Here is a 25,035-nt window from a genome sequence, read left to right as displayed (position 1 = left end):
TGAATTAAGATAGTTTTGACCCTCCGGACGCGTCGCGGTCGACAAGCTGTGATCGCATATTGCTCATTTGTTGGGCATTTGGCGAACATGCCCGTTTGACAAACATTGGCCGGCGAGTAAGCTTTTGCTCATGCAGGGTGTGTCCGGCGATTTCGAAAGTGAATTTCACATAGGGATGGATGTCGACGCCGCGATGGCGGCAGCGATGCGCGTGCTTGCGCCCGCAGGCTTCACCTCGCTGATCTACGACTATACGCCGGTCCCGGTAAGCCATGACGGCGAATTGATCACGCCTTCGCTGATGGCGCTCGCCAACGTGCCGACCGGCATGCAGGATCTCTGGTGCAAGGGTGGCTACTATCAGATCGATCCGGTGCAGGAGGCGGCACTCGCGGTGTCACGGCCGTTCCTGTGGTCGCACAAGGGGTCGCAGAGCCCGGTCATGCGGCGCATCCTCCAGCGCAAGCATGATCCGGTGGTAGGCTACCTCCTGGACACCAAGATGACTTGCGGCGTGACGGTGCCGATCCGCTTCGACGGCGGCGATCTCGCCACCTTCACCGCAATCCGCCTCGATCCGGAACCGCATTTCGAAGCCGAGGCACAGATGATGTTGCCCGGCATTGGCGACCTTGGCCACCTGTTCCATGATTGCGTCTATGCCGGTTTCGATCAGCGCACCAGGACAAGCCAGTATTTCCACCTGACATCGCGGGAACGCCAGTGCCTGAGCCTCGCGGCTTGCGGGTTGACGGCCAAGCAGATCGCCCATGAGATCTGCCGCAGCGTGCCGACAGCGACACTGCATCTCAACGCCGCCAGCCGCAAGCTCGGCGCCCGCAACCGCTTCCACGCCATCGCCCTGGCGGCCCATTACCGGTTGCTCGGACCGATCAGCCAGGGCCAGAACCTCTCCCGCCGGATCAGTCAAAACTAACGTTATTGCTAGCTGGTCGGCTGCCGGTCCGCCTCTGTACCCTTTGCCGCGAACAACTCGGAGACCGCTGATCGGCGGTCGCCGCCGAGCCAGCAGGGCGGAGGAACACGATGGATAATCTTGCAGTATCGGAAGGTTTCAGCGTCTACGGACCATACAAGACTTGGTACCGTGTGACAGGCGACCTGGGTTCCGCCAGGCTGCCGCTGGTCGTTGCCCATGGCGGGCCCGGCTGCACCCACGACTATGTCGACAGCTTCAAGGATATTGCCGGCTTCGGCCGTGCCGTGATCCATTACGACCAGATCGGCAACGGCCGATCCACCCATCTGCCGGACAAGGGCGGCGACTTCTGGACTGTTGAATTCTTCCTTGGCGAACTGGATGCGCTGCTCACCCATCTGGGCATCCAGCAGCGCTATGCCCTGCTTGGCCAATCCTGGGGCGGCATGCTCGCCGCCGAGCATGCGGTGCGCCGACCATCGGGCCTCAAGGCGCTGGTGCTCGCCAACTCGCTTGCCTCGATGAAGCTGTGGGTCGAAGGCGCGAGGCAATTGCGCGCCGAGCTGCCGGCCGAGGTGCGGCAGGCGCTCGATCGCCACGAGGCGGACGAGACGACTGACCATGCCGACTACCTCGCGGCGACCCGGGCGTTCTACGACCGGCACGTCTGCCGCGTGGTGCCCTGGCCGGCCGAGGTGGCGCGCACCTTCGCCGCCATCGACGCCGATCCCACCGTCTATCACACGATGAATGGTCCCAACGAATTCCACGTCATCGGCACTATGCGCGACTGGACGATCATCGACCGGTTGCCACTGATCGAGGCGCCGACATTGGCCTTTCGCGGCTTTTTCGATGAAGCCACGCCAGCCTGTGTCCAGCCCTTCCTCGACCATATTCCCACGGTCGAAGGCCATGTCTTCCCGCTCTCCAGCCACATGCCGCATGTCGAGGAAAGGCAGGATTGCATGGCCGTCACCGAGGCCTTCCTGGCCCGCCATGACTGACTGCCGTTTCGCGCGGTGACTGGAGATCGATTACTCTTCGCCGCCGTCACCCTCGCCGCCACCGTTCGCGTCTTGCACGCCGCGGCGCCAATAGGCGGTGACCAGATGCCTGTCGCGCGCCAAGCCCCACTCCTTGCGCACGATCTTGCGAATCTCGCGGAAATCACCGAATTCGCAACCGGCCCAGACAAAGAGGCCGTAGGCAAGCGCCATGTGGCTGCGCTCGCGCAAGGCGGCCGGCAACAGGCCGGCGGTGCCGGCCTCGCGGTCGTGCCGGTAAAGCCAGGTGACGTCGATATTGTCTCCTTGCGCCAGCGCGATCCGGTCTTCCGGACCGTCGACCTCGATGAGTGCCTCGGCGCGGCTTGACGGCGGCATATGCTCGAGGATCCTGGCAATGGCGGGCAGTGCGGTATCGTCGCCGACCAGCAGCAGGGTCCCCACCACGGGGGCTTCGCCGCCACCGGGTCCGATCATGCCGAGGACGTCTCCAGGCTCTGCGTTCTGCGCGAAGGTGGCGGCCGGCGTGTCCTGGCCGGGGTGCAGCACGAAATCGACATCGAGCCAGCCGCTTGCCGCATCCACCGCGCGGATCGTGTAGACCCGCACGGTGAGCGCGTCCTCGTCCGAGGGCCAGACAAGCAGGCCGTCGGCGCCGATCGACGGCCAGACCGGCTGCCGGCCACGCGGCGGCAACAGCAGCCGCATGTGCAGGCCGCCATGGGTAAACCGGCCGAGATCCGTGCCGGCAAAGCGCAGCCGCTGCAGGTGCGGCGAAATCCGCGTCGACGATATCACCGTGATCTCGCGGAAAAACACCGGCGTGCCGGCATCGCTGCCGTCGCCTTGCCAGCGCAATCCGCTGGCCGTGCCGAGATGCTCGGCAACGTGGCCGGCCACCGTCATCTTCATGTAGGACAGGCAGGTTTCATCGATCGCCGCGACACGGACCAGCATGCCGCCATCCTCGAGCGTGGCGATCAGCGACCCATAGTGCAGGCGAAGCTCCCAACGATCGGCAGCGCCGGTATCGACCTCGAACTCGACGTGCTCGGCGCGCAGCCGCTCCATCGCCGACCGGGTTGCCTTATCGCTGATGCGGGTTTGCGCGCTCAGTTGGTCCATCGCCCAGCCTTTCGATAGCGGTTGAAACGAAGCTGCCAAGAGATTTCAGCGTCGCCATCATCGGGCATGCCACAGCGTCATCGGCGTTTCCACAAGAAACTTGATGAACATAATCATATTTTATTTGTTGATTGGGAGGCACCAGGGAATGAGGCCGGGACTATGCCGGCGCAGGCTCGCTATCGTCGAGGTCGAAGCGCAGACGCCCGGCATCGATACGCAGGCGCAGGTGGCGATACTTCACGAAGTAGCGAATCCCGACGAGCGCCGCCGCGAACCCGGTAACAGCGCCCACACCAAGCGCCCAGCGTGGACCGAAATCATCGGCTACCCAGCCGACCATCGGCGCGCCAATAGGAGTGCCGCCCAGCGCAATAGCCAGCAGGATCGCCATCACCCGCCCACGCATGGCAGGCTCGGTGGAGAGCTGCACCAGGCCGATCGTGGAGGTTGTCACTGTCTGCGCGGAGACGCCGATGATGACGAGCGCGAGGCCGAACAGCCAGTAGTTGGGCATCGCCGCAGCCAGCGCGAAACCGAAGCCAAAGATCGCAGCACCCGCCAGAAGAAATGCTAGGCGGGGTTGCTCGCGCCGCGCGGCCAGCAGCGCGCCGATAACCGATCCGATCGCCATAATCGACGTCAACAGCCCGTACTGGCTGGCGCCCGCGTGAAAGACCGAGACCGACATGGTTGAGATGAAGATCGGGAAGTTGAGCCCGAATGTGCCGATAAGGAAAAGCATGAGCAGGATAGCTTTGAGATCGGGACGCTTCCAGACATAGCGGAAACCTTCCACAAGGCTCCCCCGGCTTCGCTGTGCCTTGTCCTTCAGGTGAAGTTCGCCGACGCGCAGCAGGCAAAGCGAGGCAAGGACGGCGGCAAACGAACCCGCGTTGATCAGGAAGACCCAGCCAGAGCCGACCGAAGCGATGAGAACCCCGGCGACAGCCGGGCCAATCATCCGCGCGGCGTTGAACGAGGTGGAATTCAGCGCCACCGCGTTCGACAGATCGGCCTCACCGACCAGATCGGAGACGAATGTCTGGCGCGCCGGCGCGTCGAAAGCCGTTGCGCAGCCAAGCAGGAACGCGAACACGTAGACGTGCCACAACTGGACGAGCCCGGCGACGGTAAGCAGACTGAGGCCCAGAGCAAGCAGGCCCATGGTGCCTTGCGTGGCGAGCAACAGCTTGCGCCGGTCGAGATGATCGGCGGCAAAACCCGTCCATGGCAGCAGCAGGACCTGCGGCGCGAACTGCAGCGCCATCACCACGCCCATGGCGATCGCGTTGTTGTGGGTCAGCTGGGTCAGCACCAGCCAGTCCTGCGCGGTACGCTGCATCCACGTTCCCACATTGGACACGATCGCGCCGCCAGCCCAGACCCGATAGTTGAAATTGGCCAGCGAACGAAAAGTGCCTTTTGCCGGACCGCTCATCCGTCCACCGTGGAATTGCCACCGTTGAAGCGGCCGAAGTGGCGCGCCGAAAACAATCCTATCAGGAGGGCGCCCAGTCCCAGTGCGACGGCATCAGCCGTGGATCGCAGGTCGAAATCTCCGACGCGGATCACCAGGAGATAGCTGATCGCCAGGTTCAGAAACCCCCAGAGCATGTTGACGGTCGAAGAGGAATGCCCCTCGCCGCGCGGCTTGGCGAACGGGCTTTGAAAAGATCGCCCCATCACGCCGCTGACATAATGCGGCACGGCATTCGCCAGAAAGGCGCCACCAAACAGATAGGACACAAAGTCGATCCATTGCATTTTCAGGCACTCCTCTTCGCCAAGAGATCAAGGATGTCCCGTGTCGTGCCGGTTTCGCCCAGCCTTGGGAAAACATTCGCGATGCTGCTGGCGTGGGCATCGAGGCTCATGTCGGTCATGGCGTCGAGCGCCAGCGTGACGTTGAACCCGAGATCGCGGGCATGACGCGCTGTCGCCTCGACACCCATGCTGGTGGCGACGCCGGCGATCACCACCTGGGTAACGCCTTTGCCCTTCAGCCAGGCTTCGAGATCGGTGTTGACGAAGGCGCCCGCCGTGCGTTTGGTCACGATGTGGTCCCCCGGCTGCTGCTGCAATTCGGCGACAAGATCGGCCCAGCCAGAGGGAAATTCCGGCAGGCGAGGCGCTTGCTCGTTACGGCCCGGAGGCGCGCCGGTAACGTTGACGAGCACGACCGGCAAGCCGTAACCGCGGAACGCTTCGGCGAGCGTGCAGGCCTGCTTCACGACTTCAGCCATCGGATGGACAGCGGGCAAGGAGACGATGCCTTTCTGCAGGTCGATGATGATGAGTGCCGTTTTCTGGTCAAGCGTGGTGACGGCCATCCGTGTTTTCCTTCCGATGATTGGAACAGCGGCGCGTTGGACGCCTGACGATTGGTCAGAAGTCGGCGAGGCGTCTGAGCAGTTTGACGGCGCCTGCGAGTTGCTCCTGCTCCTCGCGGTCAAGCTTCGACTGAATGGCGCGGAACAGCCAATCCTGCCTAGCCGCCCGTCCGGTCGCGATCATGTCCCGGCAGGCCGGTGTGAGCGACAGGAGGGTCTGCCGGCCATCGGCCGGATCCGGCGCACCTTCCACCAGACCGGCCAATTGCAGCGCTGAAACAATAGCGCCCATCGATTGCGGGCGCATGTCCTGGGAGCGCGCCAGCGTCGTGACCGTCGCCGGACCCTCTCGGTCCAAATGCAGCACCACTGACTTCTGCGACGAGGTCAGATCGCCGGCGCCCGCCTGTTCACGCAGGCGACGGATCAGCCTGCCGGCGACGACCCGAAGTTCGGCCGCCAAAGCCATCGCATACATAGTTTCGGGGTCGTTCTGCGGAGGCACTTGATCCTTCATGCTGCTTTGTAGCAGATATGAAGGTAAGCTTCAAAGTTTGACTTCACATTCGGCAATCACAAGGCCGTGACCTCAGGCCGGCCAAAGGCCGTGCCCCTGCCGGCTATCGAGGCGCCGCAAGGCGTTCGGGAAGGAATCGACGAAAACGCGCACCTTCGGCGACAGATGGCGATTGGAGGGCCACAGCATCCGGAACTGGCCACGGTCGTCGACACGCAGTTGCTGGTGACCGGCAAAGTCGGTGAAACGGTGCAACATTTGCCGACGGCCAGCACAGCCGTTCTGGTCGGGGCCTACGAGACGGCGTTCGACAGGCTGCTGATCGTGCTGGCGGCAATCACCATCGTTACCGCCCTTGTCGTCTTCCTTGGCCTGCGTCGCGGATCGGCGGCGGAACACGAGACCGTCCCGCTGCCGGCGTGCCAGGAAGGGTAATGTCAGTTAATGACAAGGCTCGCTATGCGGTCGCCATCCAGCGTGAAGGTCATGTCGCCCTCGCCGTTGAAGCCCTTGCCCCTGACGGCAATGCGGACGCGATAAGTGCCTTCCGCCGGCGTGATGCTGACGATGCTGAGATGGGACTTCACGCCGATATTGTCCGACTGGTTCCAGCGCGCGATCTGCTCGCGGCCCTGGAAAGACCGGCCCCAATCGCTCAGGAATGCGTCGTCGGCAAAGGTGCCAAGAAAGGCCACCGTGTCGCCTTCATTCGTGACCTCGACGAAGCGGCGGATGGGGTCGGGCGTGGTCATCAATCCAGCCTATGCATAAGATCATCATCCAGCCAGCGGCCGAAGAAATAGACCAGTTGCTTGTGCCACCATGGCCAGTCATGGCTGACGTCGCCGCCCCAATAGTCGACCCAGGCCGGAATGGACTTGTCGCGCAGGATCTGTTCCAGCTTGCGCGTCTCGACCAGCATGCGTTCTTCCCAGGCGCCCTGCCCGCAGCAGAAGATCAGCCTGAGCGCCTTCAGGCGGGCTAGCAGTTTGGGGTCGACGATGCCCGGCAGATAGTCGAGCGGCGAGTTGTAGAAGATGTCGCCTTCAAGCGCCTTGCCGAAGAAGTCGCGAGCCGAGTAGACGCCCGACAGCGCGATGACGCCGCTGGCGAGTTCGGGAAAGCGGAAGACGAAATTCGACGAGTGGTAGCCGCCCATCGAACAGCCCGAGAACAGCGGCTTAAGCTTGCGCCCGCCATTGGCTGCTGCTGCCGTGGACAGGAATTCCGGCAGCGCCTCTTCGCGCATATAGCGGAAATAGGCCTCGTGGCGAGCGATCCGGTGGGCCGCATCGGCATGCTTGTCGAAGAACGATTCCGAATCGATGCCATCGACCGTGAACAGCTGGATACGGCCGGTGTCGATGAACTCGGCCAGTGCCCCCACCCCGCCGGAATCCTCGAACTGGTAGAACCGCCCTTGCGAAGTCGGAAACACCACCACCGGCCGGCCGGCATGGCCGTAGCGCTTGTATTCCATGTCGCGGTCGAGATTGCGGGCGAAATTCTTGTGGTAGGAGATGTCCATCGCCTCACGCCTTTTCCGCGTGGATGTAGGCGACCGCTTCGCGCAGCGCCGCCGCGTCCTTCGAGCGCATCTGGTAGGCGTAATTTCCCATGGCGCGGCTGAAAACCTCTTCGATGGCCTGATGGTGGACGATCTTGTCGCGATGGGCGGCTAGCACGTCCTCATGGCTGTGCAAATAGCTGAGCCGCCGCTTGCGGCTGGCATAGGCGGTGAAATACTTGCCTTCGTAGGGGCCGCCGGCGGCATCTTTCACCACCATGTCGGCCCATGCCGCGTAGACGTCGATGTCGAACGTGTAGTTGATCGCATCGGTCATCCAGGCGCCCGGCGGACGCATGTTGACTTCCAGTGCGATGACGCGGTCGTCCCTGGTCTCGAAAAGCTCGATGTGGAAGAAGCGTTCGCGCACGTCGAACGCCTTCAGGATCTTGCGGCCGGCCTCCTCGACCGCCGGGCTGATCTGGGGAAAGCAGGTGTAGCTCATGTGGCGATCCTTGTTGACCACCTCCATGACGCTCTGGTCGTAGCGGTGGCTGGCGGCCAGCACCACCTCGCCATCGCGGTTGACCAGCCCGTCGAAAGTCACCACCAGCCCCTCGATGAACTGCTCCATGACGAAGGTCACATCTTCGGGCTTGTCCCGGAAGAACTGGTCGAGCTCCCTGGGGTTGGAAATCTTGAAGGTGTTCGAGGCGCCCGAGCCGCTGTCGGGCTTGACCACCACCGGATAGCCGACGCGGCGGATGAAGGTCATGGCGCCGGCGCGGTCGGAGCATTTGCGCTGCGCGATAGTGTCGACGCCGCTCTTGCGGAAGAAGGCGCGCATGCGGCTCTTGCGCTTCAAATTCTTCACGAAGTCGAGCTTGGTGCCATAGATGTTGAAGTCGGTGCGGATGTTGGCTTCCAGCTCCAGCCAGTGCTCGTTGAGCGATTCAAAGCGATCGATGCGGCCCCATTTGTGGATGAAATGCCCTATCGCCCGGAACACCGGATCGTAATCCTCCATGTCGGCGACACGGTAATATTCGCTGAGCGCCGCCTTCAGCTTGCCGTCGAGCACGTCATAAGGTGCGTCGCCGATGCCGAGCACCCTGGCCCCGGCCTTCTTCAAGCGGTCGCAGAAATCCGCGCCATTGGCGGGAAAATGCGGCGAGAAGAACACGAAATTCATGGATGATCCCCCTCCCGGAAACAGGACATCGCCGCCCCGTCGACGCCCAAGTCTGGCGCATTTGCGGCGTGTGGGGAAGAGCACTCGCGTTAGGGATATTATCCAACGGTTTCCGGCCCGCTATGCCGGCCCACTTGCCTCCCACAAGCCGCTCCTGTATGAGAACCGCCATGAACACGCGCGCCACCAAAGCTTCCCGTCCGACCGGTTTTTCCGGCGAGACCGTGCGCGCGCTGGCTTCGACCCTGCTTCTTCTCGGCCTTATCGGCGATCGCCGGGTTCGCTGAAGGAGCGCCCGGCGGTCGAACCGCCGCGCAAGCGCATGCTCCTTGGCCAGTCACAAAATTGGCAAGTCACATCAAGCGAACGAAAATCTGGTAAAGGCGCCGCTCGCCATCAATCCACCCCGAGGGTGGACCTGTGAGCCGCCGGGAGAAACGACGATGAACGCACGAGAAGAGATCCGCTCCGATGTCGCGGCAACGCGGGGCATGCCGGATGCAGCCCGCAAGTACCAACCCTACCCCACAGTAGGCCTCACCGACCGCACCTGGCCCTCGAAGGTCATCGACAAGGCGCCGATCTGGTGCTCGGTCGACCTCCGCGACGGCAACCAGGCGCTGATCGATCCGATGGGTCACGAGCGCAAGGCGCGCATGTTCGCGCTGCTGCTCGACATGGGCTTCAAGGAGATCGAGATTGGCTTCCCGTCGGCCTCGCAGACCGATTTCGACTTTGCCCGCTGGTGCATCGAGGAAGGCAACGTATCCGCCGACGTCTCGCTGCAGGTGCTGGTGCAGTGCCGGCCCGAATTGATCACCCGCACCTTCGAGGCGCTCAAGGGCGCCACCAACCCGATCGTCCATTTCTACAACTCGACCAGTGAGTTGCAGCGCCGCGTCGTCTTCGAGAAGGACGTCGGCGGCATCAAGCGCATCGCCACCGACGCCGCCAAGATGATCACCGACATGGCGGCCAAGGCCGGCGGCGGCTTTCGCTTCGAATATTCGCCGGAGAGCTTTACCGGCACCGAGCTCGAAGTCGCGCTGGAAATCTGCAACGCCGTCACCGAGATCGTCAGGCCGACGCCCGACAACAAGCTGATCATCAACCTGCCGTCGACGGTCGAGATGTCGACGCCCAACATCTATGCCGACCGCATCGAATGGATGTGCCGCAACCTCGACAACCGCGAGAACCTGCTGGTCTCGCTGCATCCGCACAATGATCGTGGCACCGGCATAGCCACCACCGAACTCGGCCTGATGGCAGGCGCCGACCGCGTCGAAGGCACGCTGTTCGGCAATGGCGAGCGCACCGGCAATGTCGACATCGTCACGCTGGCGCTCAACATGTACACGCAAGGTGTCGATCCGGGGATCGACTGCTCCGACATCAACCGGATGAAGGATGTCTACGAATATTCGAACCAGTTGAAGATCCCCGAACGCCACCCCTATGTCGGCGAGCTTGTCTACACCGCCTTTTCCGGCTCGCACCAGGATGCCATCAACAAGGGCATGAAGGCGCTGAAGAAGGCCAACACGAGCCTGTGGGAAGTGCCCTATCTGCCGATCGATCCGGCCGATGTTGGCCGCAGCTACGAAGCCATCATCCGCATCAACTCGCAGTCGGGCAAGGGCGGCATCGCCTATGTGCTGCAGGCCGACTACGGCCTCAACCTGCCGCGCAATCTGCAGATCGAGTTCAGCCAGGAGATCCAGGCGATCACCGACGCCGAGGGCAAGGAGGTGCCGGCCAGACGCATCCACGATCGCTTCCTCGAGACTTATGTCGACCAGCCGGGCTTGCGGGTGAAATTCCTCGATCACCACACTTATCCCAGCACCGAGACCAAGGGCCGGCGCGTCGTCGAGGCGGTCATCCTCGACAACGGCAAGGAGGTGACGATATCCGGCACCGGCACCGGCCCGATCGACGGCTTCGTCGATGCGCTGTCGCGCCATCTCGGCGTCGAGATGTCGGTGCTCGACTATTCCGAGCACTCAATGCAGCGCGGCTCGAACGCCTCGGCCATCTCCTATGTCGAGATGGAATATCCCGATGGCAAGCTGTTCGGCGCCGGCATCAACACCAACATCGTCGCCGCCTCGCTGGAAGCTGTGGTGTCCGCCGCCAACCGGATCGTTGGCCGCAAGGCAGGCTGAGGTGCGTGGCCCAAAAGTGCTTAACGGTTTGGGCGACATGCAGAAAACAAGGACCTAAAGCGCGTCGTTCAACGCGACGCGCTTTAGGCCCATCGGCACGAAGACCGGAACCCGGTTTTCTGGCCGATTCTTCGGGTGCCCGTTCAAGTCACCGGGTGTGACGCGCGTCTCGTCGGACGCCCGGCGTTGCGGACCAGGCCGCCGTTTTTGCGACTGTTCTCAGGACCATTAACCACCGATGAATAATCCGGTGGGGTACGTGATCGCATAATGGGGTGTATACTTGTATGGCGGTGCGGGAACTATATGATCGCACCTCAACCTGTGCCGACTTCGAGAGGATCGACACTTGCAGCATGCCACGCCTGCCGCCCCCGCAGTGCGCGAGACACTGGAGCGACTGCTTGCCAGCCAAACGTTCGGACGGTCCGAACGCGCGCGCAAGCTATTGCGGTATCTTGTCGAACGCGAACAAGCCGGCGAAGCCGACAGGCTAAAGGGCTTCTCCATCGCCATGGATGTTTTCGGCAAGGACGGCGATTTCGATCCGTCCACCGACGCAGTGGTGCGGGTTCAGGCGGGCAGGCTGCGCGAACTTCTGCAGCATTATTTTGCCAATGAGGGCGTTGCCGAACCTGTCCGCATCGCCATTCCGCGCGGCGGCTATGTCCCTGCCTACGAATTGAACGCGATCCGGCTGCCGGCTATCCCCGAACTCGCGCTGAATGGCGCCGCCACCGATCAGGCCACCGACGCCGGCACGGGCATGCCGGATGCGTCGCCGGCTTCCGCGACGCCTGCCCCCTCGGTGGTGCGCCATCTCCGCTTCTTCTGGATGGCGATCACTCTGGTCATCGCGATGCTGGGTGTGCTGATCCTTCGTCAGGGCAGCAGTGCCTTGCTGGCTGGCGGCGACATGTCGGCGCCGCTCGAGGCCGCCGGCGCAACCGGCAGCATCGTGCCATCGGCAATGGCTGACGCCCTGCCGCTGGTCCATATCGACCTCAAGGCCGAAGGCGCCGATGCCGGCCGTGTCGCCGCGTCGCTGCGCGCCGGCCTGAGCGGCTTCGATACGATCGACTTCATCGGTCGCGACACCGCCACCGATCCGGCCGACGATGCCACCAGCTTCATATTCGACATCCTGCCTGGACCGAACGCAGGTGATATCACGATCGAACTGCAAAGCATGGCGTCCGGACGGGTGCTTCTTTCACGCAACCTGACCCCTGCCGACAGCGCACCCGCCGCGGTCGAAGACCGTATCGCCGACATGCTAAGCTCGGCCCTTCCCGCCTCGGGCACGATTTACAACTATATCGAGCAGACCGGCGCGCCAAACGGTCTGACGCAATGCCTGCTGCTCAACGACAAATATTATCTCGACCAGAACGCCAGGACCCATGAGGCTGCCTATCGCTGCCTCGAGACCTTGGTCAATGGCGGAACGAAATCCTCGCTCGTCTATTCGGAACTTGCCTCCCTGCATCTCGAAGCGGTCTCCGATCATTATGCCTATCCGCCCAATGCGACGATTGAAAAGGCCGTGGAGTTCGCCCATCGCGGCGTGCAGATGGGGCCGACCAGTCCATACGCGCATCGCTCCTACGGCTACGTCAGTTCTCGCCTTGGCAATACGGACGAAGCGATCCGCTGGATGCGCAAGGCCTACGAACTCAATCCCTACGATCTCGGCATGGCTGCCGCTTACGGCTACGGGCTGATCTTCGCCGGCCGATACGCCGAGGGAACGCCGATCCTTGCCCATGCGGCGGAGACCTTCAGCGGCCACTCGACATGGTGGGACTACGGGCTGTTCGTCGGTGAGTTCATGCTCGGCGACATGAACAAGGCCATCGCGGCCAGCATGGCACTGAGAACCACGGCAACGAAATCACACTATCTGGCGGCGCGGTTGATCGGCGCCAAGGCTGCCGGACAGGACCATCTGGTGAGCACGCTGCTGGGCGAACTGAACGCCGAGTTCCCTAAATTTGCCGCCGATCCGCGCGCCACCTTCGTCGAGCGGAAATATCCAGCCGACCTGACCGACCGGCTGGTCCAGGCCCTGCGCGCCGCCGGGCTCGGCAACGCAAGCTGACCGCAGTCGACGTTCACGGATCGGGCGCGCCGCGTCCCAATGTATTTCCTGCGCTCCGGTCGCCGAATGCCGGTTGGTCGCCGAGTTCCGTCCATAACCGTACAAATCGCGAAGATTTTACTGGTCATCACGCCAGACTAGGAGCAATTCAGCCAAAGTTGGTGTCGCGCATCCCGCAATAACAAAAATCAGCTTCATGACCGCATCGCTTTTTGCCGCCGAACAGGGTGTTGGCTCGAAGGCCATCGTCCTGTTGCATGGTTTCGGCGGCTGTCACGATGTCTGGCGCGAGGTGATTTCCTCCCTGGCGCCTTCCACGCGCACGCTGGCCTACGATCTGCCGGGGCATGGGCTGTCGCTCGATTTTCCCGCGGCCGGTCCGGCCAAGGTGGCGGCAAGAGCCGTGCTCGCCGATCTCTCGCAACGTGCGCTGAAGCGCGTTCATCTCGTGGGTCACTCGATGGGCGGTGCGGTGGCGATGCTGATGGCGTTGGCCGAGCCGGGGAAAGTAGCCTCGCTGACGCTTCTGGCGCCGGGCGGCCTTGGCCCCGAGATCAATGGACCGTTGTTGCGCCGCTATGGCGGTGCCGCGGACCGGTCCGCGATCCGCGCCTGCCTTGCCGCCATGTCCGGGCCCCACAGCCCGCCCCAGAAGCGTATCATTGACGTGCTTTGCCGAATGCGCGGACGTCCAGGCCAAGTGCCGAAGCTGGTCGAGATCGCAGCCGCCATGACCATGGACGATCGGCAAGGCGTCATCCCGCGCGATCGTCTCGACGCGCTGAACATGCCGGTGATGGTGGCGTGGGGAACCGACGACGCGGTGCTGCCTTTCACCCAGGCGGATGATCTGCCGGCGCATTTTCATGTGCACCATGTGCTGGAGGCTGGCCATATGCTGGCCGAGGAAGCGCCCGACCTCGTCGCCGAGATCATTCGCCGCAACACCAACCGGCGCGCCAGGCCGCGTCGCCAGAAATTCGCCGCAGCGGCCGGCTGACCTTTTCGCGCACAACACTGTGCCGAACACGCCTCGATCCCATCGATCTCGCCAGTGCATTTTGCCGGAGCCTGTGTTAACCCCGTGTTAACCAAACCCGCGAGGCAAACGCCGATGAAGGAAGCAGGCGAGAAGACCATCGATCAGTCGAACAAACTGTCCGAAGCCGTCCGTGACGTGAAGAATGCTTTCGCCGACCGCGACGACGTCGTCGTCGATATGCGCGAGGCCCACCGCATGCGCCTCGATCTGCTTGCCGCCGAACTGGCGCCGGTTTTTGCCGACGTTCCCACCGACATGGACAATTTCGACTTTGTCGTCTCGTCCGGCTTGCAACCGCGCCTGTGGATCGACGCCGTCAGCCATGTCGCCATGGGACGCGATCGCCGCACCTATCGCTTCCTCAAGGATACCCGCATCGGCCGCGTGGTGCTTGCCGAGTCGACCGACATGAAGCCCGTTGCCGACCAGGTGACGCGCTATGTCGCCGAGCGGATCGTCGAGCGTCAGAGGATGATGGAAGGCGGGGTCGAACTGGCTGTCGCCGGCATGAAACGCGCCGATGTGTTGGAAGCCGAACCGCCACTGCGGTCGACGACGCGCAGCAAGCGCTGGTCGGCCTTTCTGTCCGGGCTTGGCATGACCGCCGCCGGCGCGCTGGTCGGACTGGCGGTGTCGGTCGTCCTGTTCTGGGACCGCGTCGTCGCCATGGTTCTCAGCTTGCGGCCATAGCCGCGCCAGCTTCCGCGCCAAGCTCCAGCGTCTGCAGATCGGATGGCGGTATGGCAGGCCCAGTCAGGCCGCGCCGCGTCAGCCGAATCCGCCAATTGCCCTTTTCGCCATCGATGTCGAACAGATTGTACTGCGCCGCCGGGTGTTTGCTGCCTGGCGCCTGGCCGGCGGCAGCGACGCCGACCACCGGAACCCTGGCGCTTCGGGTGCCGATGAAGAAGAGCGACGGCAGATGCGAATGGCCGTGCAGGACAAGTTCGGCGCCATGGCCGCGGATGATCTTGTGGAAGCGGGCAATGCCGAACAGCCGCTTGTACTGCGGGACGGCGCCGCGCACCGGCGGATGATGGATCATGATCGCGCGAAACAGCCCTTGTCGGGCCGTCGTGTCGAGCAGCTTGCCAAGCCGCTTCGCCTGACCCTCCATGAAGAAGCCATTGGCCATGAACGGCGCCGTGGCACGCGCCGTCGAGACGCCGATCAGCGCGAGATCGCCGCGCACGCGTAGATAAGGAAAGGCGTTGCGGTCGACCGCCGTGTTGACGCCGTCGCCGCTCATCCACGCCGCCCAGGACCGGCAGACCTTGTCGAAGGCGCCGGGCACATAGGCGTCGTGGTTCCCGGGAACGACCGAAACATCATGCGGCGATCCCAGCGTCTCCAGCCAGTGCCTGGCCATCTCGATTTCGCCGTCGAGCGCCAGGTTGACCAGATCGCCGGTGATGGCGAGGTGGTCAGGCGTGTTCGCCTTGATGTCGGCGACGATCGTGTCGATGACGGCATCATGCATGTGGCGGCGGCGGTTGCGCTGCCAGTTGACGTAGCCGAGCACGCGCTTGGAGGCGAGATCGCGATAGGATACATCGGGGAGCGGCCCCAGATGGACATCGGAAATATGCGCGAGCCTGAACATCCATCCTTCATAGGCGACGGGCGCCCCGCTTTCCACTCAAGGTTTCCTTTCCACCCACGGTTTCGCACCTGATGGCGACGAACCCGGAAGATGCCTTCCGCCAGACCGGCTGGGCGGGCCTCAGGGCCCGGCTGTTCCATCTCTATTTCGTGCTGCGTCGGCCGATGACGCTTGGCGTGCGTGCTCTCGTCCACGACACCGCGTCCAATTCCATCTTCCTCATTCGCCACACTTACGTGCCGGGCTGGCAGCTTCCCGGCGGCGGCGTCGAGGTCGGCGAGACGCTTGCCGAGGCGCTGGCACGCGAACTGGCCGAAGAAGGCAACATCGCACTGACGTCGCCGCCAGCGCTGAAGTCGATGCATTTCAACCGTCGCGCCAGCCGGCGCGATCATGTCGGTTTCTATCTGATCGAGCATTTCAGCCAGAGCGCCCCGAAGCTGCCGGACCACGAAATCGCCGAGTCGGGCTTCTTTCCCCTGGATCGTTTGCCAGGCGGCACCACGCCGGCAACGCTGCGCCGGATCGCCGAGGTTTTTGGCGGCGAGCCATCGTCGCCCTACTGGTAGGTCACGCCGCCTTCTTGAACCGCATCCGGTCATGCGGCGCGCCATAGTCGAGTTCCGGGCCAGCCGGCACGATCCGCGTCGGATTGATGGTCTCGTGGCTGCCGTAATAATGCGCCTTGATGTGGTTGAGGTTCACGGTCCCGGCGACGCCAGGCACCTGGTAGAGGTCGCGCAGATAGTTGGGCAGGTTCGGGTAGTCGGCGATGCGACGCAGATTGCACTTGAAATGGCCGACATAGACCGGGTCGAACCGCACCAGCGTCGTGAACAGCCGCCAGTCGGCCTCGGTGATGCGATCGCCCACCAGATAACGTTGCCTTGAGAGGCGGTCGTCCAACGTGTCGAGTGCCGAGAACAGCTCGCCGAACGCTTCCTCATAGGCGCCTTGCGTGGTGGCGAAGCCGGCGCGATAGACGCCGTTGTTGACCGCGGGATAAACCAGCGCGTTGATTGCATCGATCTCGCCGCGCAGCGGCCGCGGATAGAAATCGAGGCTGGCATCGCCCCATTCGTCGAAGGCCGAATTCAGCATGCGGATGATCTCGGAGGATTCGTTGGAGACGATGGTCTGCTCCTTTTTGTCCCACAGCACCGGCACCGTCACCCGGCCGGAATAGGCAGGGTCGGCCCTGGTGTAGATCTGGTGCAGAAAGTCGAGGCCGTAGAGCGTGTCGCCGGTTGCGCCGTCCTGCACCAGGAACGTCCAGCCATTGGCACCCATGAAATGATGCACCACCGACACCGAAATGATGCCTTCCAGCTTCTTGAGCGCGCGAAAGATCAGCGTCCGGTGCGCCCACGGGCAAGCGAGCGAGACATAGAGGTGATAGCGGCCGGGCTCCGCCTTGAAGCCGCGGCTGCGGCCCTCGGCCGGCGTACCGTCGCGGGTGATCCAGTCGCGCCACCGCGATTGCGTCCGCACGAACTTGCCGCCGCTGTCCTTGGTGTCGTACCAGCGGTCCTGCCATTTGCCGTCGACCAGCAATCCCATCGCATGTCCTTTCCTGCTTGCGTTCCATGTAGGGCGCGAAGCCACGCCGTGAAAATCATCTGGCGATGAACAGACCGTCAAGCGGTCGGGTGGACCATCAAGCCGCCGATTGCAGCGGCAAGAAATTGATGCTAGCGGACAATCCGCATGTTCGACTTTGCTTTGATCCGGTTTGACCGACGACGAAAGGGCGCCCGCGCTTGATGAAGCGCTGACTGGCGAATGCTGCCGTTTGCAGCAAACCTTTCCTCCCTATCGGAACGCAAAGACCATGAGCCTTGCCGACGTGAAATACCTGCCGGAAGCCCCGGCGCATGACCTCCAGATCGAAGCCATCAACGACGAAGCCTTCGGGCCTGGCCGCTTCGTGCTGGCCGCCTACAAGATCCGCGAGGCCGGCGGGCACGAGCGCTCGCTGTCCTTTGTCGCCGTCGACGGCGACCTCGTCGTCGCCTCGGTGCGCATGACCCGCGTCGCCGCCGGTGCCGGCCGCGCATTGATGCTCGGGCCGCTTGCGGTGCGGCCTGCCTTCAAGAACCTCGGCATCGGCCGCCGGCTGGTGGCGATCGCGCTGGAAGCGGCCGCCAAGGCCGGCGCGCCGGCCGTGATGCTGGTCGGTGACGAGCCCTATTACGGGCCGCTCGGCTTCAAGCGGATCCCGCGCGGCCAGATTTCGATGCCGCGTCCTGTCGATCTCGACCGATTGCTGTCGCATGAGATCGCGCCGGGCGCGGTCGCCAGGCTGTCGGGCGAGGTCGGCCACGCCGATCAGGCCAGGATAGCCGAGCCCCTCGCAGCGATGGCTTGACCTTCGCCGCCGATCTGGCGCCTGATCGGTCCCACTGTCCCAGAGATCAAAGGATGCCAGCATGAACCCGAATGGCCAGATCGCGATCGTTACAGGCGGCGGCTCCGGTCTTGGCGAGGCAACGGCGCGCGCGCTGGCCGCCAAGGGCGCCCGCGTCGCCATCTTCGATGTCGGTATTGACCGCGCGGTCAAGGTCGCGGCCGAGATCGGCGGTATTGCCGTTCAATGCGACGTCAGCAGCGCCGACAGTGGAACCGCCGCTCTCACCGAGGTCACGGCCAAGCTTGGCGAGCCGCGTATCCTGGTCAATTGCGCCGGCATCGCCATCGGCGTGAAGACTATTGGCAAGGACGGCCCGCATCCGCTCGATCAGTACCGCAAGGTGATCGAGGTCAATCTGATCGGCACGTTCAACATGATCCGCCTCGTCGCCGAGCACGCGTCAAAGCTCGAGCCACTCCAGGGCGGCGAGCGTGGCGTCATCGTCAACACCGCGTCGGTCGCCGCCTATGACGGCCAGATCGGTCAAGCCGCCTATGCAGCCTCCAAGGGCGGCGTCGTCGGCATGACTTTGCCGGTGGCGCGCGATCTCGCCCGCTCCGGCATCCGCGTCTGCACCATCGCGCCCGGCATCTTCAAGACGCCGATGATGGCCGGCATGCCGCAGGAGGTGCAGGATTCGCTGGGCGCCGCCGTGCCCTTCCCGTCTCGCCTAGGCGAGCCATCCGAATATGCAGCACTTGCGCTGCACATCATCGAAAACCAGATGTTGAACGGCGAGACCATCCGCCTCGACGGCGCCATTCGCATGGCGCCGAAATAGCCGGCATGAGCGCCGGCCTGTCCGCTGCCGGGAAGACCGGTCCGCTTGCCGGACTGAAGGTGATCGAGATGGCCGGGCTTGGCCCCGTGCCCCTGGCCGGCCTGATGCTGTCGGAGATGGGCGCCGAAGTCCTGCTCGTCGAGCGAGCAGGATCGAACCGGGCTCTCCCGTCGCTGCCGAATGACTACAACATCGACCGACACGGCCGATCCATCCTGCGCCTCGACCTGAAGCGCCGGGAAGGCGTCGAGCTGGTGCTGCGCCTTGCCGAAAAGGCGGACATGTTGCTCGAAGGGTTTCGCCCCGGTGCCATGGAGCGGCTGTCGCTCGGCCCGGAAGCGGTGCTGGCCCGCAATCCGGCGCTGATCTACGGCCGCATGACCGGTTTCGGCCAGGATGGACCGCTCGCGGGCCGCGCCGGCCACGACATCACCTATCTCGCCTATTCCGGCCTGCTGCATTCGATTGGTCATGCCGACGGCCGCCCCGTCCCGCCGCTCAACCTCGTCGCCGACTATGGTGGCGGCGCCATGATGCTGGTTGCCGGCGTGCTGGCCGCCCTGTTCCAACGCTCGCGCACGGGCAAGGGCGAGGTAATCGACGCGGCGATGGTCGAAGGCGCCTCGATGCTGGCGGCGCCTGTGCACGCCCTCATGGCCGCCGGATTGTGGAGCGACAGGCGCGGCGCGAACCTGCTCGATTCCGGCGCCCCCTTCTACGACACCTATGAGACATCAGACGGACGCCATGTCGCCATCGGTTGCCTCGAGCCGCAATTCTTCGCCGAATTCGCCAGTCTGCTGCCGCTCGACGAGCGCTTTGCACGCGGCCAGTACGACAAGGCCCTGTGGCCGTCGATGCGTGCAGCCATTGCCGATCGGGTCCGGCAGAAATCTCGCGACGACTGGGACCGGCTGTTTGCCGAAACCGATGCCTGCGTTGCCCCCGTTCTGTCGCTGCACGAGGCAAAGCACCACCCACACAATCGGGCGCGCGACGCCTTTGTGATGGCCGGCGGACTTGAGCGCCCTGCGCCGGCGCCGCGTTTCTCCGGCTCGCGGCCGACACTGGCGGCCAGGCCCGCCGATAACGATCTCGTCCCGTCGACAGTGCTGGCGCGTTTCGGGTTCTCGAAAAACGAGATTGACGGCCTTGTCAAATCCGGTTTGTTTGACAGATAAGCGGAGAAGGTAAATCAACTTATTGCGGTGGTATCTTGGACGAACCGAAGAAGGACGTGATCCGCGAGACCGACGCCGAGGCGATCCGACTGGCCAAGACGCTTCTGCGCAACGCCCGCTTTGGCGCGCTGGCGGTGATCGAGCCGCAAACAGGTTCGCCGCTGGCCAGCAGGGTCGGTGTGGCCACCGACATCGATGGCGCGCCGCTGATCCTGGTGTCGATGCTCTCGGCGCACACCGGCGCCTTGCTCGCCGATGCACACTGTTCCCTTTTGCTTGGCGAACCCGGCAAGGGCGACCCGCTGGCGTACCCGCGCGTGACACTGGTCTGCCAGGCAGCACGGCTTGAGCGCGGATCGAGCGAACACACCCGCGCCGAGCGCCGTTATCTCAACCACAATCCCAAGGCGAAACTCTACGCCGGTCTCGGCGACTTTTCGATCTTCCGCCTCGAGCCCAATCGCGCCAGCCTCAACGGCGGCTTCGGCAGGGCCTATCAGCTCGATCGATCCGATCTGCTTACCAGCGGACCGATCGTCGAGGACCTGGCGGCGAGTGAACAATCCGCCATCGACCATATGAATGCCGACCACCTCGATGCGATTGCCGTTTATGCACAGCATTTCGCGAAAGTGTCCGGAAACGGCTGGACCATTGCCGGATTCGACGCCGATGGCATGGATCTGGTGTCGGGTGACGATGTTTGCCGGGTCTTCTTCCCGCAATCCTTGGCAGCAGAGCCCAAATTACGTCCCATTCTGGTCGAAATGGCTAGGGCCGGCCGGGCCGCGGCCGACGCCAAAATTGAACTAAATCATGCTGAATAAAAAGCAACACTTGAGATTTGAAGGAAATGTTCTACCTTTTAGCGGTGACGCTGAATCGCAGCGCCCATTCACGACTGAGGTTATGGAATCAGATGCCATTGCCCCCATGGCGTCAGGATGAACAAGAAGCATGGGGGATCGATGGTCTCGACTAAGCTAATCGCCAATGCCGGATCGGCAGCCGAATTTCTCATGCTGATGGGCAATGAGAAACGGCTGTTGATCATGAGCTATCTGATCGACGGTGAAATGTCGGTCGGCGCCATCGCCGAGAAGGTGATGCTCAGCCAATCCGCCCTGTCGCAGCATCTGGCCAAGTTGCGGGCGCTCGACCTCGTCGACACCCGCCGCGACCGGCAGATGATCTACTATTCGTGCAAATCCGATGCCGTACACGAACTGCTCGGCATGCTGGACGGCATTTTCGGCAGCGGCAAGGAAGACCTCTCCCAGATGGCGCATCGTTTGCGCCGCGCCGGAACCTGACCCGCCCTATAACCACCTGCCTCGCGACGCTTTCAGGGCGATGTGCGTCCAACCGGGCGCACAGAGGTGGCTGATCATCATGAATTGTCGCATCGTGCTTTCCGAACCAAAGTGAGCCTCGGCAATCGGCCCGGATTTTCCGCCGATGCGGTGGCCGCGAGGAACGCATGGATCCCATTCGCATCGACGACCCGCAAGACCCGCGCGTTGCCGCCTATCTCGATATCCGCGAGCGTGACCTCGCCGGCCGGCAAGGCCGCTTTATCGCCGAAGGCAAGGTGGTGCTCGACCTGCTGCTCTCGACGGGGCGCTTTGGCGCCGAATCGGTGCTGATCCTGGAAAACCGTCTGGCCGGCCTCGACGGCATCCTGCGCAAGGCGCCGGCGGACCTCCCGGTCTATGTCGCCACCGGCGCGGTGATGGATGCAATCGCGGGGTTTCATATGCATCGCGGCATCCTGGCCATAGGCCGCAAGGGGACACCGCAGCCGGCCGAAACGCTGATCGATGCCTTGCCGGCCCGGGCGCTGGTCGTGGTGCTCGTCGGCATCGCCAACCATGACAACATGGGTTCGATCTTTCGCAACGCCGCCGCCTTTGGCGCCGATGCGGTGCTCATGGATGCGACCTGCTGCGATCCGCTCTATCGCAAGGCGATCCGCGTTTCAGTCGGCGCCGCGCTCAAGATCCCCTTTTCGTCGTTCACCGACGCCGACGGCTTCACGGCAATGCTCGCACAACGGGGCTTCGAACAATTCGCGCTGTCGCCACGCGGGCAGACCGACATACGCGATGCGCAGCCGAGCGAGCGCCTGGCGCTCTATCTCGGCACCGAGGGCGACGGCTTGCCGGACAGCCTGCTTGCACGCCTGCACACCGTGCGGATCTCTATGTCGGAAGGCTTCGACAGCCTGAACGTCGCCGCGGCGTCAGCCATCGCGCTGCATCATTTCTCGGCAAACAGGAACTGAAGTTCAGCTTGTTGCAGCCTTCTGCAGCGCCCGCACTCGATCTGCAAGACTGCGGTCACCGTTGCCGGAGCGTGCATCCGACGGTGCCGCCAATGCCTTGGCGATCGGCGAATCAGGCCCCTCGAGCTTGGCCGTGAGGTGAACGACCTCCGCTGCCAGTTCGTTCATCTGCTCGCGCAAGGCGGAGCTGCCATCCGCCGGATTGGACGCGGCCAGCGCGGTGAGATCCGCCTTCAACCGCTTGTTCTCGAGCGCCAGCGCCGTCAGCCTCGCCTCGAGCCGTTCACGATCGCTGTCGAGCTTGGCGATTGCCTTGTCGACGTCATCGCTCGTGGCGACGTCACCGCCCTTGCCGACCAGCCGCAAGGCCGGCGTGCCATCCTCGGCTTTCGACTTTTCGCGCAGCCGCGCCAGTTCCTTTTCGCGACGGTCGAGCTTGTCCTCGCGATCGGCCAGCGTCGCCATCAGCCGTTCGAACTTCTTGTCGAGTTCGGCGGTCCTCTTTTTCTCAGCTTTCAGGGCGTCGCGCGCGGCCTTGCTTTCGGCTGCGATTTCCTGGCCGCGCCGGTCCGCTTCCTTGCGCTGGCCACGCAGCAGCGCAATGTCACTGGCGAGCTTCTGCATCTCGGATTCGCGCGCCACGAGTTCGATCTGCCGGCTGCTGGAGGAGAAGCTGGCGTCGTCATACATGCGCCCCAGCTTTTCGAGCTCGAGCGCGCGCTTCTCCAGCTTGCGTTCGGTTTCCTTGAGCCGGTCCGACAGGCGGTGCAGCTCTTCCTCGCGCTGCCGCAGCATTTCGCTCTTGGCACCCAGTTCGCTCAGCGCCTGGTTCTTGTTCATGCGTTCGATCGCCAGGCCCTTCATCGCCTCGTGGCCGCGACTGATCTCGACGAGCTGTTCTGCCGCCTTCTCGCGCAACGCCTTAACGTTGATTTCGAGGCGGCGCGTCGACATGGCGTATTCGGCGCGGACGCGATCCTTGTCCGCCAGGATCTCGGTTTGCGTCAGAGGTATCGAGGCTTCGATGCGTTTGCGCGTCAGGGCGACGGCACGGCGCCATATCGCCGGAGCAACCATAAGCGCCAGAAAGCCGGCGCAGAGAAAGCCGAGGACGAAGAACAGGACCGACTGAACCAAGTGACTACCCGTTTGTGGACGGCAACCGCCAATGCTGGATTGTGCCACGTTGGCATGACGGAAATCCAGCGTTGCGGCAAGCGTTTGCCGCAACGGAACGGGTTTAGCTCAGAACGGATTCCACGTCGCGCGTTCGGTAAGCTTCAGATAGCCGAGATTGACGCCGAGCCGGGCACCAACGCCGGTGCGTATCGGCACCAAAATCACATTGTTGTTCTTCAGCACGTTGAAGCCGACGCCTGCCACCACATAGGCCGAACCGGCGACGCCGCCGTAGCGGTTGTAGAGGTTGCCCACATCGTCGAGATTGTAGACCAGCATCATCACCCGCGACCCCTCGCCGCCGAAATCCCAGCCGAGTGAGGGGCCTTGCCAGAACACTTTGTGATCGCCGGCATTCTTGGTGTAGAGCGTGCCTTCGCCATAGGTCAGGCCGCCGATCAGCGCGCCCGAGCCCTCTTCGCCCAGCAGATAGCCATTGGGCAGGCCGTAGGAAGCAAAAATCTTCTCGACGACCGTGGCGAGCCCGCCCGATGTCGCGCCGAAGAACTTGTGACCGGAATCGACAATCTCTTGAGCGGTGTATTCCTGGGCCCGCAAGGCCGAAGTCGAGAACACGAGAACGCCCATGAGCGCGATCGCCATTGACACGACACGGACAAGAGTCCGGTCTGGGATGACGCGGAAAAAAGTCCGGTCGTAGAATCGGGAAAACATGCTTCCAATCTCCGTCAGGGAGCACTTTCGCCGACGCCTCACACCCTGTACGGCTCTTTTAGCCGGCCGTTAAGGGTAACTGTTACGGGCAAACTATGCCGTAATCCTTTTTCAACCATTAAGCTCCCACATGAACATGGCGGTTCAAAGGCTGTCGGGATCGCTCAAACGGGCAAATGGGTGGCCGCCGGCCTCGTGAACACGCCATTTGTCACAACCACAATTTTGGATTTGTTGCTGCACGCACGGGCGCTGTGTATTCAGAAAGCCCAAGGGAGAGAGTGCGTGATTCGTGTGGGCAGGCGACGATCGATCGCGCGGCCATGAGCTAAGAAATTTTGCAGGGATTTTCGCCGATGGCCGATCTGTTCACCCTTTCCGCACCCGATTTGGCAGCGCTGTTGTGCAGCCGGGTCTGCCACGACATCATCTCGCCGGTCGGCGCGATCAACAATGGACTCGAACTGCTCGACGAAGGCGGCGCCGACGAGGACGCCATGAAGCTGATCCGCCAGAGCGCCCGCAACGCTTCGGCCCGCCTGCAGTTCGCCCGCATCGCATTCGGCGCTGCCGGATCGGCCGGCATGTTGATCGATACCGGCGACGCCGAAGCGGTCGCCATCGCCTTCCTCAAGAACGAAAAGCCGGAACTGAGCTGGAACGGGACCCGTGCGCTGCTGCCCAAGAACAAGGTCAAGCTGCTGCTCAACCTGATTCTCGTCGCCAACGCCGCCATTCCGCGCGGCGGCAAGCTTTCCGTGACGCTGGAAAACCTCGAAACCGAGCCGCGTTTCTCGCTTGCGGCGAGCGGCCCGATGCTGCGCGTGCCGCCGAAATTCCTCGAACTGCATTCCGGCCACAAGCCGGAGGAACCGATCGACGCTCATTCCGTGCAGCCCTATTACACGCTGCTTCTGGCGCGCGAAGCCAACATGACGATCTCGATCCACGCGACGCCGGAAGAAATCGTGCTTTCAGCGGCCTGAAATT

27 protein-coding genes are annotated in these 25,035 nt (G+C 63.2%); 15 read left to right on the top strand and 12 right to left on the bottom strand.

Going from position 1 to position 25,035, the window contains the following annotated elements; translation table 11 throughout:
- Positions 1-130 precede the first annotated feature (130 nt).
- Both AC1D10_RS07270 and AC1D10_RS07265 read left to right on the top strand, forming a co-directional pair.
- Positions 131-937 carry a helix-turn-helix transcriptional regulator gene (locus AC1D10_RS07270; RefSeq protein WP_477270126.1) on the top strand — a complete coding sequence of 269 codons (807 nt, stop codon included), beginning with the start codon at positions 131-133 and terminating at the stop codon, positions 935-937.
- 110 nt (positions 938-1,047) lie between these two features.
- Positions 1,048-1,947 carry a proline iminopeptidase-family hydrolase gene (locus AC1D10_RS07265; protein ID WP_477270124.1) on the top strand — a complete coding sequence of 300 codons (900 nt, stop codon included), beginning with the start codon at positions 1,048-1,050 and terminating at the stop codon, positions 1,945-1,947.
- A 30-nt stretch (positions 1,948-1,977) separates the two neighbouring features.
- On the opposite strand, the gene AC1D10_RS07260 is transcribed toward AC1D10_RS07265, so the two are convergent.
- The 5 genes from AC1D10_RS07260 to AC1D10_RS07240 all read right to left on the bottom strand — a co-directional run bounded on the left by AC1D10_RS07260 (position 1,978) and on the right by AC1D10_RS07240 (position 5,910).
- Positions 1,978-3,072, bottom strand: coding sequence for a siderophore-interacting protein (locus tag AC1D10_RS07260; protein WP_477270122.1), 1,095 nt, complete (start codon positions 3,070-3,072; stop codon positions 1,978-1,980).
- Positions 3,073-3,232: 160 nt separating this feature from the next.
- Positions 3,233-4,513: an MFS transporter gene (locus AC1D10_RS07255; RefSeq protein ID WP_477270120.1), complete on the bottom strand. Its 1,281-nt coding sequence runs from the start codon at positions 4,511-4,513 to the stop codon at positions 3,233-3,235.
- On the bottom strand, positions 4,510-4,839 hold the full coding sequence (locus AC1D10_RS07250; RefSeq protein WP_477270118.1) for a hypothetical protein: 330 nt from the start codon (positions 4,837-4,839) through the stop codon (positions 4,510-4,512). Before AC1D10_RS07250 ends, AC1D10_RS07255 begins: the two co-directional genes overlap by 4 nt.
- A 2-nt stretch (positions 4,840-4,841) precedes the next feature.
- Positions 4,842-5,405: a cysteine hydrolase family protein gene (locus AC1D10_RS07245; RefSeq protein WP_477270116.1), complete on the bottom strand. Its 564-nt coding sequence runs from the start codon at positions 5,403-5,405 to the stop codon at positions 4,842-4,844.
- Positions 5,406-5,460: 55 nt separating this feature from the next.
- The gene (locus tag AC1D10_RS07240) at positions 5,461-5,910 is read right to left on the bottom strand and encodes a MarR family winged helix-turn-helix transcriptional regulator (RefSeq protein WP_477270114.1); all 450 of its coding nucleotides are present in this window, start codon (positions 5,908-5,910) and stop codon (positions 5,461-5,463) included.
- A 177-nt stretch (positions 5,911-6,087) separates the two neighbouring features.
- Here AC1D10_RS07240 and AC1D10_RS07235 point away from each other — a divergent pair, with 177 nt between their 5' ends.
- The gene (locus tag AC1D10_RS07235) at positions 6,088-6,357 is read left to right on the top strand and encodes a hypothetical protein (protein WP_477270112.1); all 270 of its coding nucleotides are present in this window, start codon (positions 6,088-6,090) and stop codon (positions 6,355-6,357) included.
- A gap of 2 nt (positions 6,358-6,359) precedes the next feature.
- Here AC1D10_RS07235 and AC1D10_RS07230 read toward each other — a convergent pair whose 3' ends face one another.
- Genes AC1D10_RS07230 through AC1D10_RS07220 form a run of 3 tightly spaced genes read right to left on the bottom strand, consistent with a single transcriptional unit; the run spans position 6,360 to position 8,621 of the window.
- Complete coding sequence (locus AC1D10_RS07230) at positions 6,360-6,674, bottom strand: nuclear transport factor 2 family protein (protein ID WP_477270110.1); 315 nt, start codon at positions 6,672-6,674, stop codon at positions 6,360-6,362.
- The gene (locus tag AC1D10_RS07225; RefSeq protein ID WP_477270108.1) at positions 6,674-7,450 is read right to left on the bottom strand and encodes an esterase family protein; all 777 of its coding nucleotides are present in this window, start codon (positions 7,448-7,450) and stop codon (positions 6,674-6,676) included. Before AC1D10_RS07225 ends, AC1D10_RS07230 begins: the two co-directional genes overlap by 1 nt.
- A 4-nt stretch (positions 7,451-7,454) precedes the next feature.
- Positions 7,455-8,621, bottom strand: coding sequence for an ATP-grasp domain-containing protein (locus AC1D10_RS07220; RefSeq protein WP_477270106.1), 1,167 nt, complete (start codon positions 8,619-8,621; stop codon positions 7,455-7,457).
- Positions 8,622-9,064: 443 nt separating this feature from the next.
- Here AC1D10_RS07220 and leuA point away from each other — a divergent pair, with 443 nt between their 5' ends.
- The 4 genes from leuA to AC1D10_RS07200 all read left to right on the top strand — a co-directional run bounded on the left by leuA (position 9,065) and on the right by AC1D10_RS07200 (position 14,622).
- Entirely contained in the window at positions 9,065-10,789 is a 1,725-nt protein-coding gene (leuA, locus tag AC1D10_RS07215; protein WP_477270104.1) for a 2-isopropylmalate synthase, read from the top strand.
- A gap of 349 nt (positions 10,790-11,138) precedes the next feature.
- Positions 11,139-12,890, top strand: coding sequence for a tetratricopeptide repeat protein (locus AC1D10_RS07210; protein WP_477270102.1), 1,752 nt, complete (start codon positions 11,139-11,141; stop codon positions 12,888-12,890).
- A gap of 196 nt (positions 12,891-13,086) precedes the next feature.
- Positions 13,087-13,890, top strand: coding sequence for an alpha/beta fold hydrolase (locus AC1D10_RS07205; protein WP_477270100.1), 804 nt, complete (start codon positions 13,087-13,089; stop codon positions 13,888-13,890).
- 114 nt (positions 13,891-14,004) lie between these two features.
- On the top strand, positions 14,005-14,622 hold the full coding sequence (locus AC1D10_RS07200; protein ID WP_477270098.1) for a hypothetical protein: 618 nt from the start codon (positions 14,005-14,007) through the stop codon (positions 14,620-14,622).
- Here the strand turns inward: AC1D10_RS07200 and AC1D10_RS07195 are convergent.
- Complete coding sequence (locus AC1D10_RS07195; protein WP_477270938.1) at positions 14,606-15,535, bottom strand: metallophosphoesterase family protein; 930 nt, start codon at positions 15,533-15,535, stop codon at positions 14,606-14,608. The two genes, AC1D10_RS07200 and AC1D10_RS07195, sit on opposite strands and share 17 nt — an antisense overlap.
- Before the next feature lie 71 nt (positions 15,536-15,606).
- On the opposite strand from AC1D10_RS07195, the gene AC1D10_RS07190 reads away from it, so the two are divergent.
- Positions 15,607-16,104: an NUDIX domain-containing protein gene (locus tag AC1D10_RS07190; protein ID WP_477270096.1), complete on the top strand. Its 498-nt coding sequence runs from the start codon at positions 15,607-15,609 to the stop codon at positions 16,102-16,104.
- A 1-nt stretch (position 16,105) separates the two neighbouring features.
- Here AC1D10_RS07190 and AC1D10_RS07185 read toward each other — a convergent pair whose 3' ends face one another.
- Positions 16,106-17,095 (bottom strand): glutathione S-transferase family protein, encoded by a 990-nt coding sequence (locus tag AC1D10_RS07185; protein WP_477270094.1) that lies wholly within the window; start codon positions 17,093-17,095, stop codon positions 16,106-16,108.
- A gap of 271 nt (positions 17,096-17,366) precedes the next feature.
- On the opposite strand from AC1D10_RS07185, the gene AC1D10_RS07180 reads away from it, so the two are divergent.
- The 6 genes from AC1D10_RS07180 to AC1D10_RS07155 all read left to right on the top strand — a co-directional run bounded on the left by AC1D10_RS07180 (position 17,367) and on the right by AC1D10_RS07155 (position 22,191).
- Positions 17,367-17,903, top strand: coding sequence for a GNAT family N-acetyltransferase (locus AC1D10_RS07180; protein ID WP_477270092.1), 537 nt, complete (start codon positions 17,367-17,369; stop codon positions 17,901-17,903).
- A gap of 61 nt (positions 17,904-17,964) precedes the next feature.
- The gene (locus AC1D10_RS07175; protein WP_477270090.1) at positions 17,965-18,726 is read left to right on the top strand and encodes a 3-hydroxyacyl-CoA dehydrogenase; all 762 of its coding nucleotides are present in this window, start codon (positions 17,965-17,967) and stop codon (positions 18,724-18,726) included.
- A gap of 5 nt (positions 18,727-18,731) precedes the next feature.
- On the top strand, positions 18,732-19,907 hold the full coding sequence (locus AC1D10_RS07170) for a CaiB/BaiF CoA transferase family protein (RefSeq protein WP_477270088.1): 1,176 nt from the start codon (positions 18,732-18,734) through the stop codon (positions 19,905-19,907).
- Positions 19,908-19,942: 35 nt separating this feature from the next.
- Positions 19,943-20,734, top strand: coding sequence for a HugZ family pyridoxamine 5'-phosphate oxidase (locus tag AC1D10_RS07165; protein ID WP_477270086.1), 792 nt, complete (start codon positions 19,943-19,945; stop codon positions 20,732-20,734).
- A 141-nt stretch (positions 20,735-20,875) separates the two neighbouring features.
- Entirely contained in the window at positions 20,876-21,220 is a 345-nt protein-coding gene (locus AC1D10_RS07160; RefSeq protein WP_379102148.1) for an ArsR/SmtB family transcription factor, read from the top strand.
- A gap of 167 nt (positions 21,221-21,387) precedes the next feature.
- Entirely contained in the window at positions 21,388-22,191 is an 804-nt protein-coding gene (locus AC1D10_RS07155) for a TrmH family RNA methyltransferase (protein ID WP_477270084.1), read from the top strand.
- Between the two features lie 3 nt (positions 22,192-22,194).
- On the opposite strand, the gene AC1D10_RS07150 is transcribed toward AC1D10_RS07155, so the two are convergent.
- Together AC1D10_RS07150 and AC1D10_RS07145 are read right to left on the bottom strand one after the other, a co-directional pair.
- The gene (locus AC1D10_RS07150) at positions 22,195-23,328 is read right to left on the bottom strand and encodes a coiled-coil domain-containing protein (RefSeq protein ID WP_477270082.1); all 1,134 of its coding nucleotides are present in this window, start codon (positions 23,326-23,328) and stop codon (positions 22,195-22,197) included.
- A gap of 108 nt (positions 23,329-23,436) precedes the next feature.
- Positions 23,437-23,973: a DUF1134 domain-containing protein gene (locus tag AC1D10_RS07145; protein ID WP_379103241.1), complete on the bottom strand. Its 537-nt coding sequence runs from the start codon at positions 23,971-23,973 to the stop codon at positions 23,437-23,439.
- Positions 23,974-24,401: 428 nt separating this feature from the next.
- Between AC1D10_RS07145 and chpT the strand changes: the two genes are divergently transcribed.
- Complete coding sequence (gene chpT / locus AC1D10_RS07140) at positions 24,402-25,031, top strand: histidine phosphotransferase ChpT (RefSeq protein ID WP_477270080.1); 630 nt, start codon at positions 24,402-24,404, stop codon at positions 25,029-25,031.
- The last annotated feature ends 4 nt before the right edge of the window (positions 25,032-25,035 follow it).

The organism is Mesorhizobium sp. P2_A8 (genome assembly GCF_056404935.1).
Note: the sequence above shows the minus strand (reverse complement) of the source record. Positions and strands in the feature narration are given on the sequence as shown.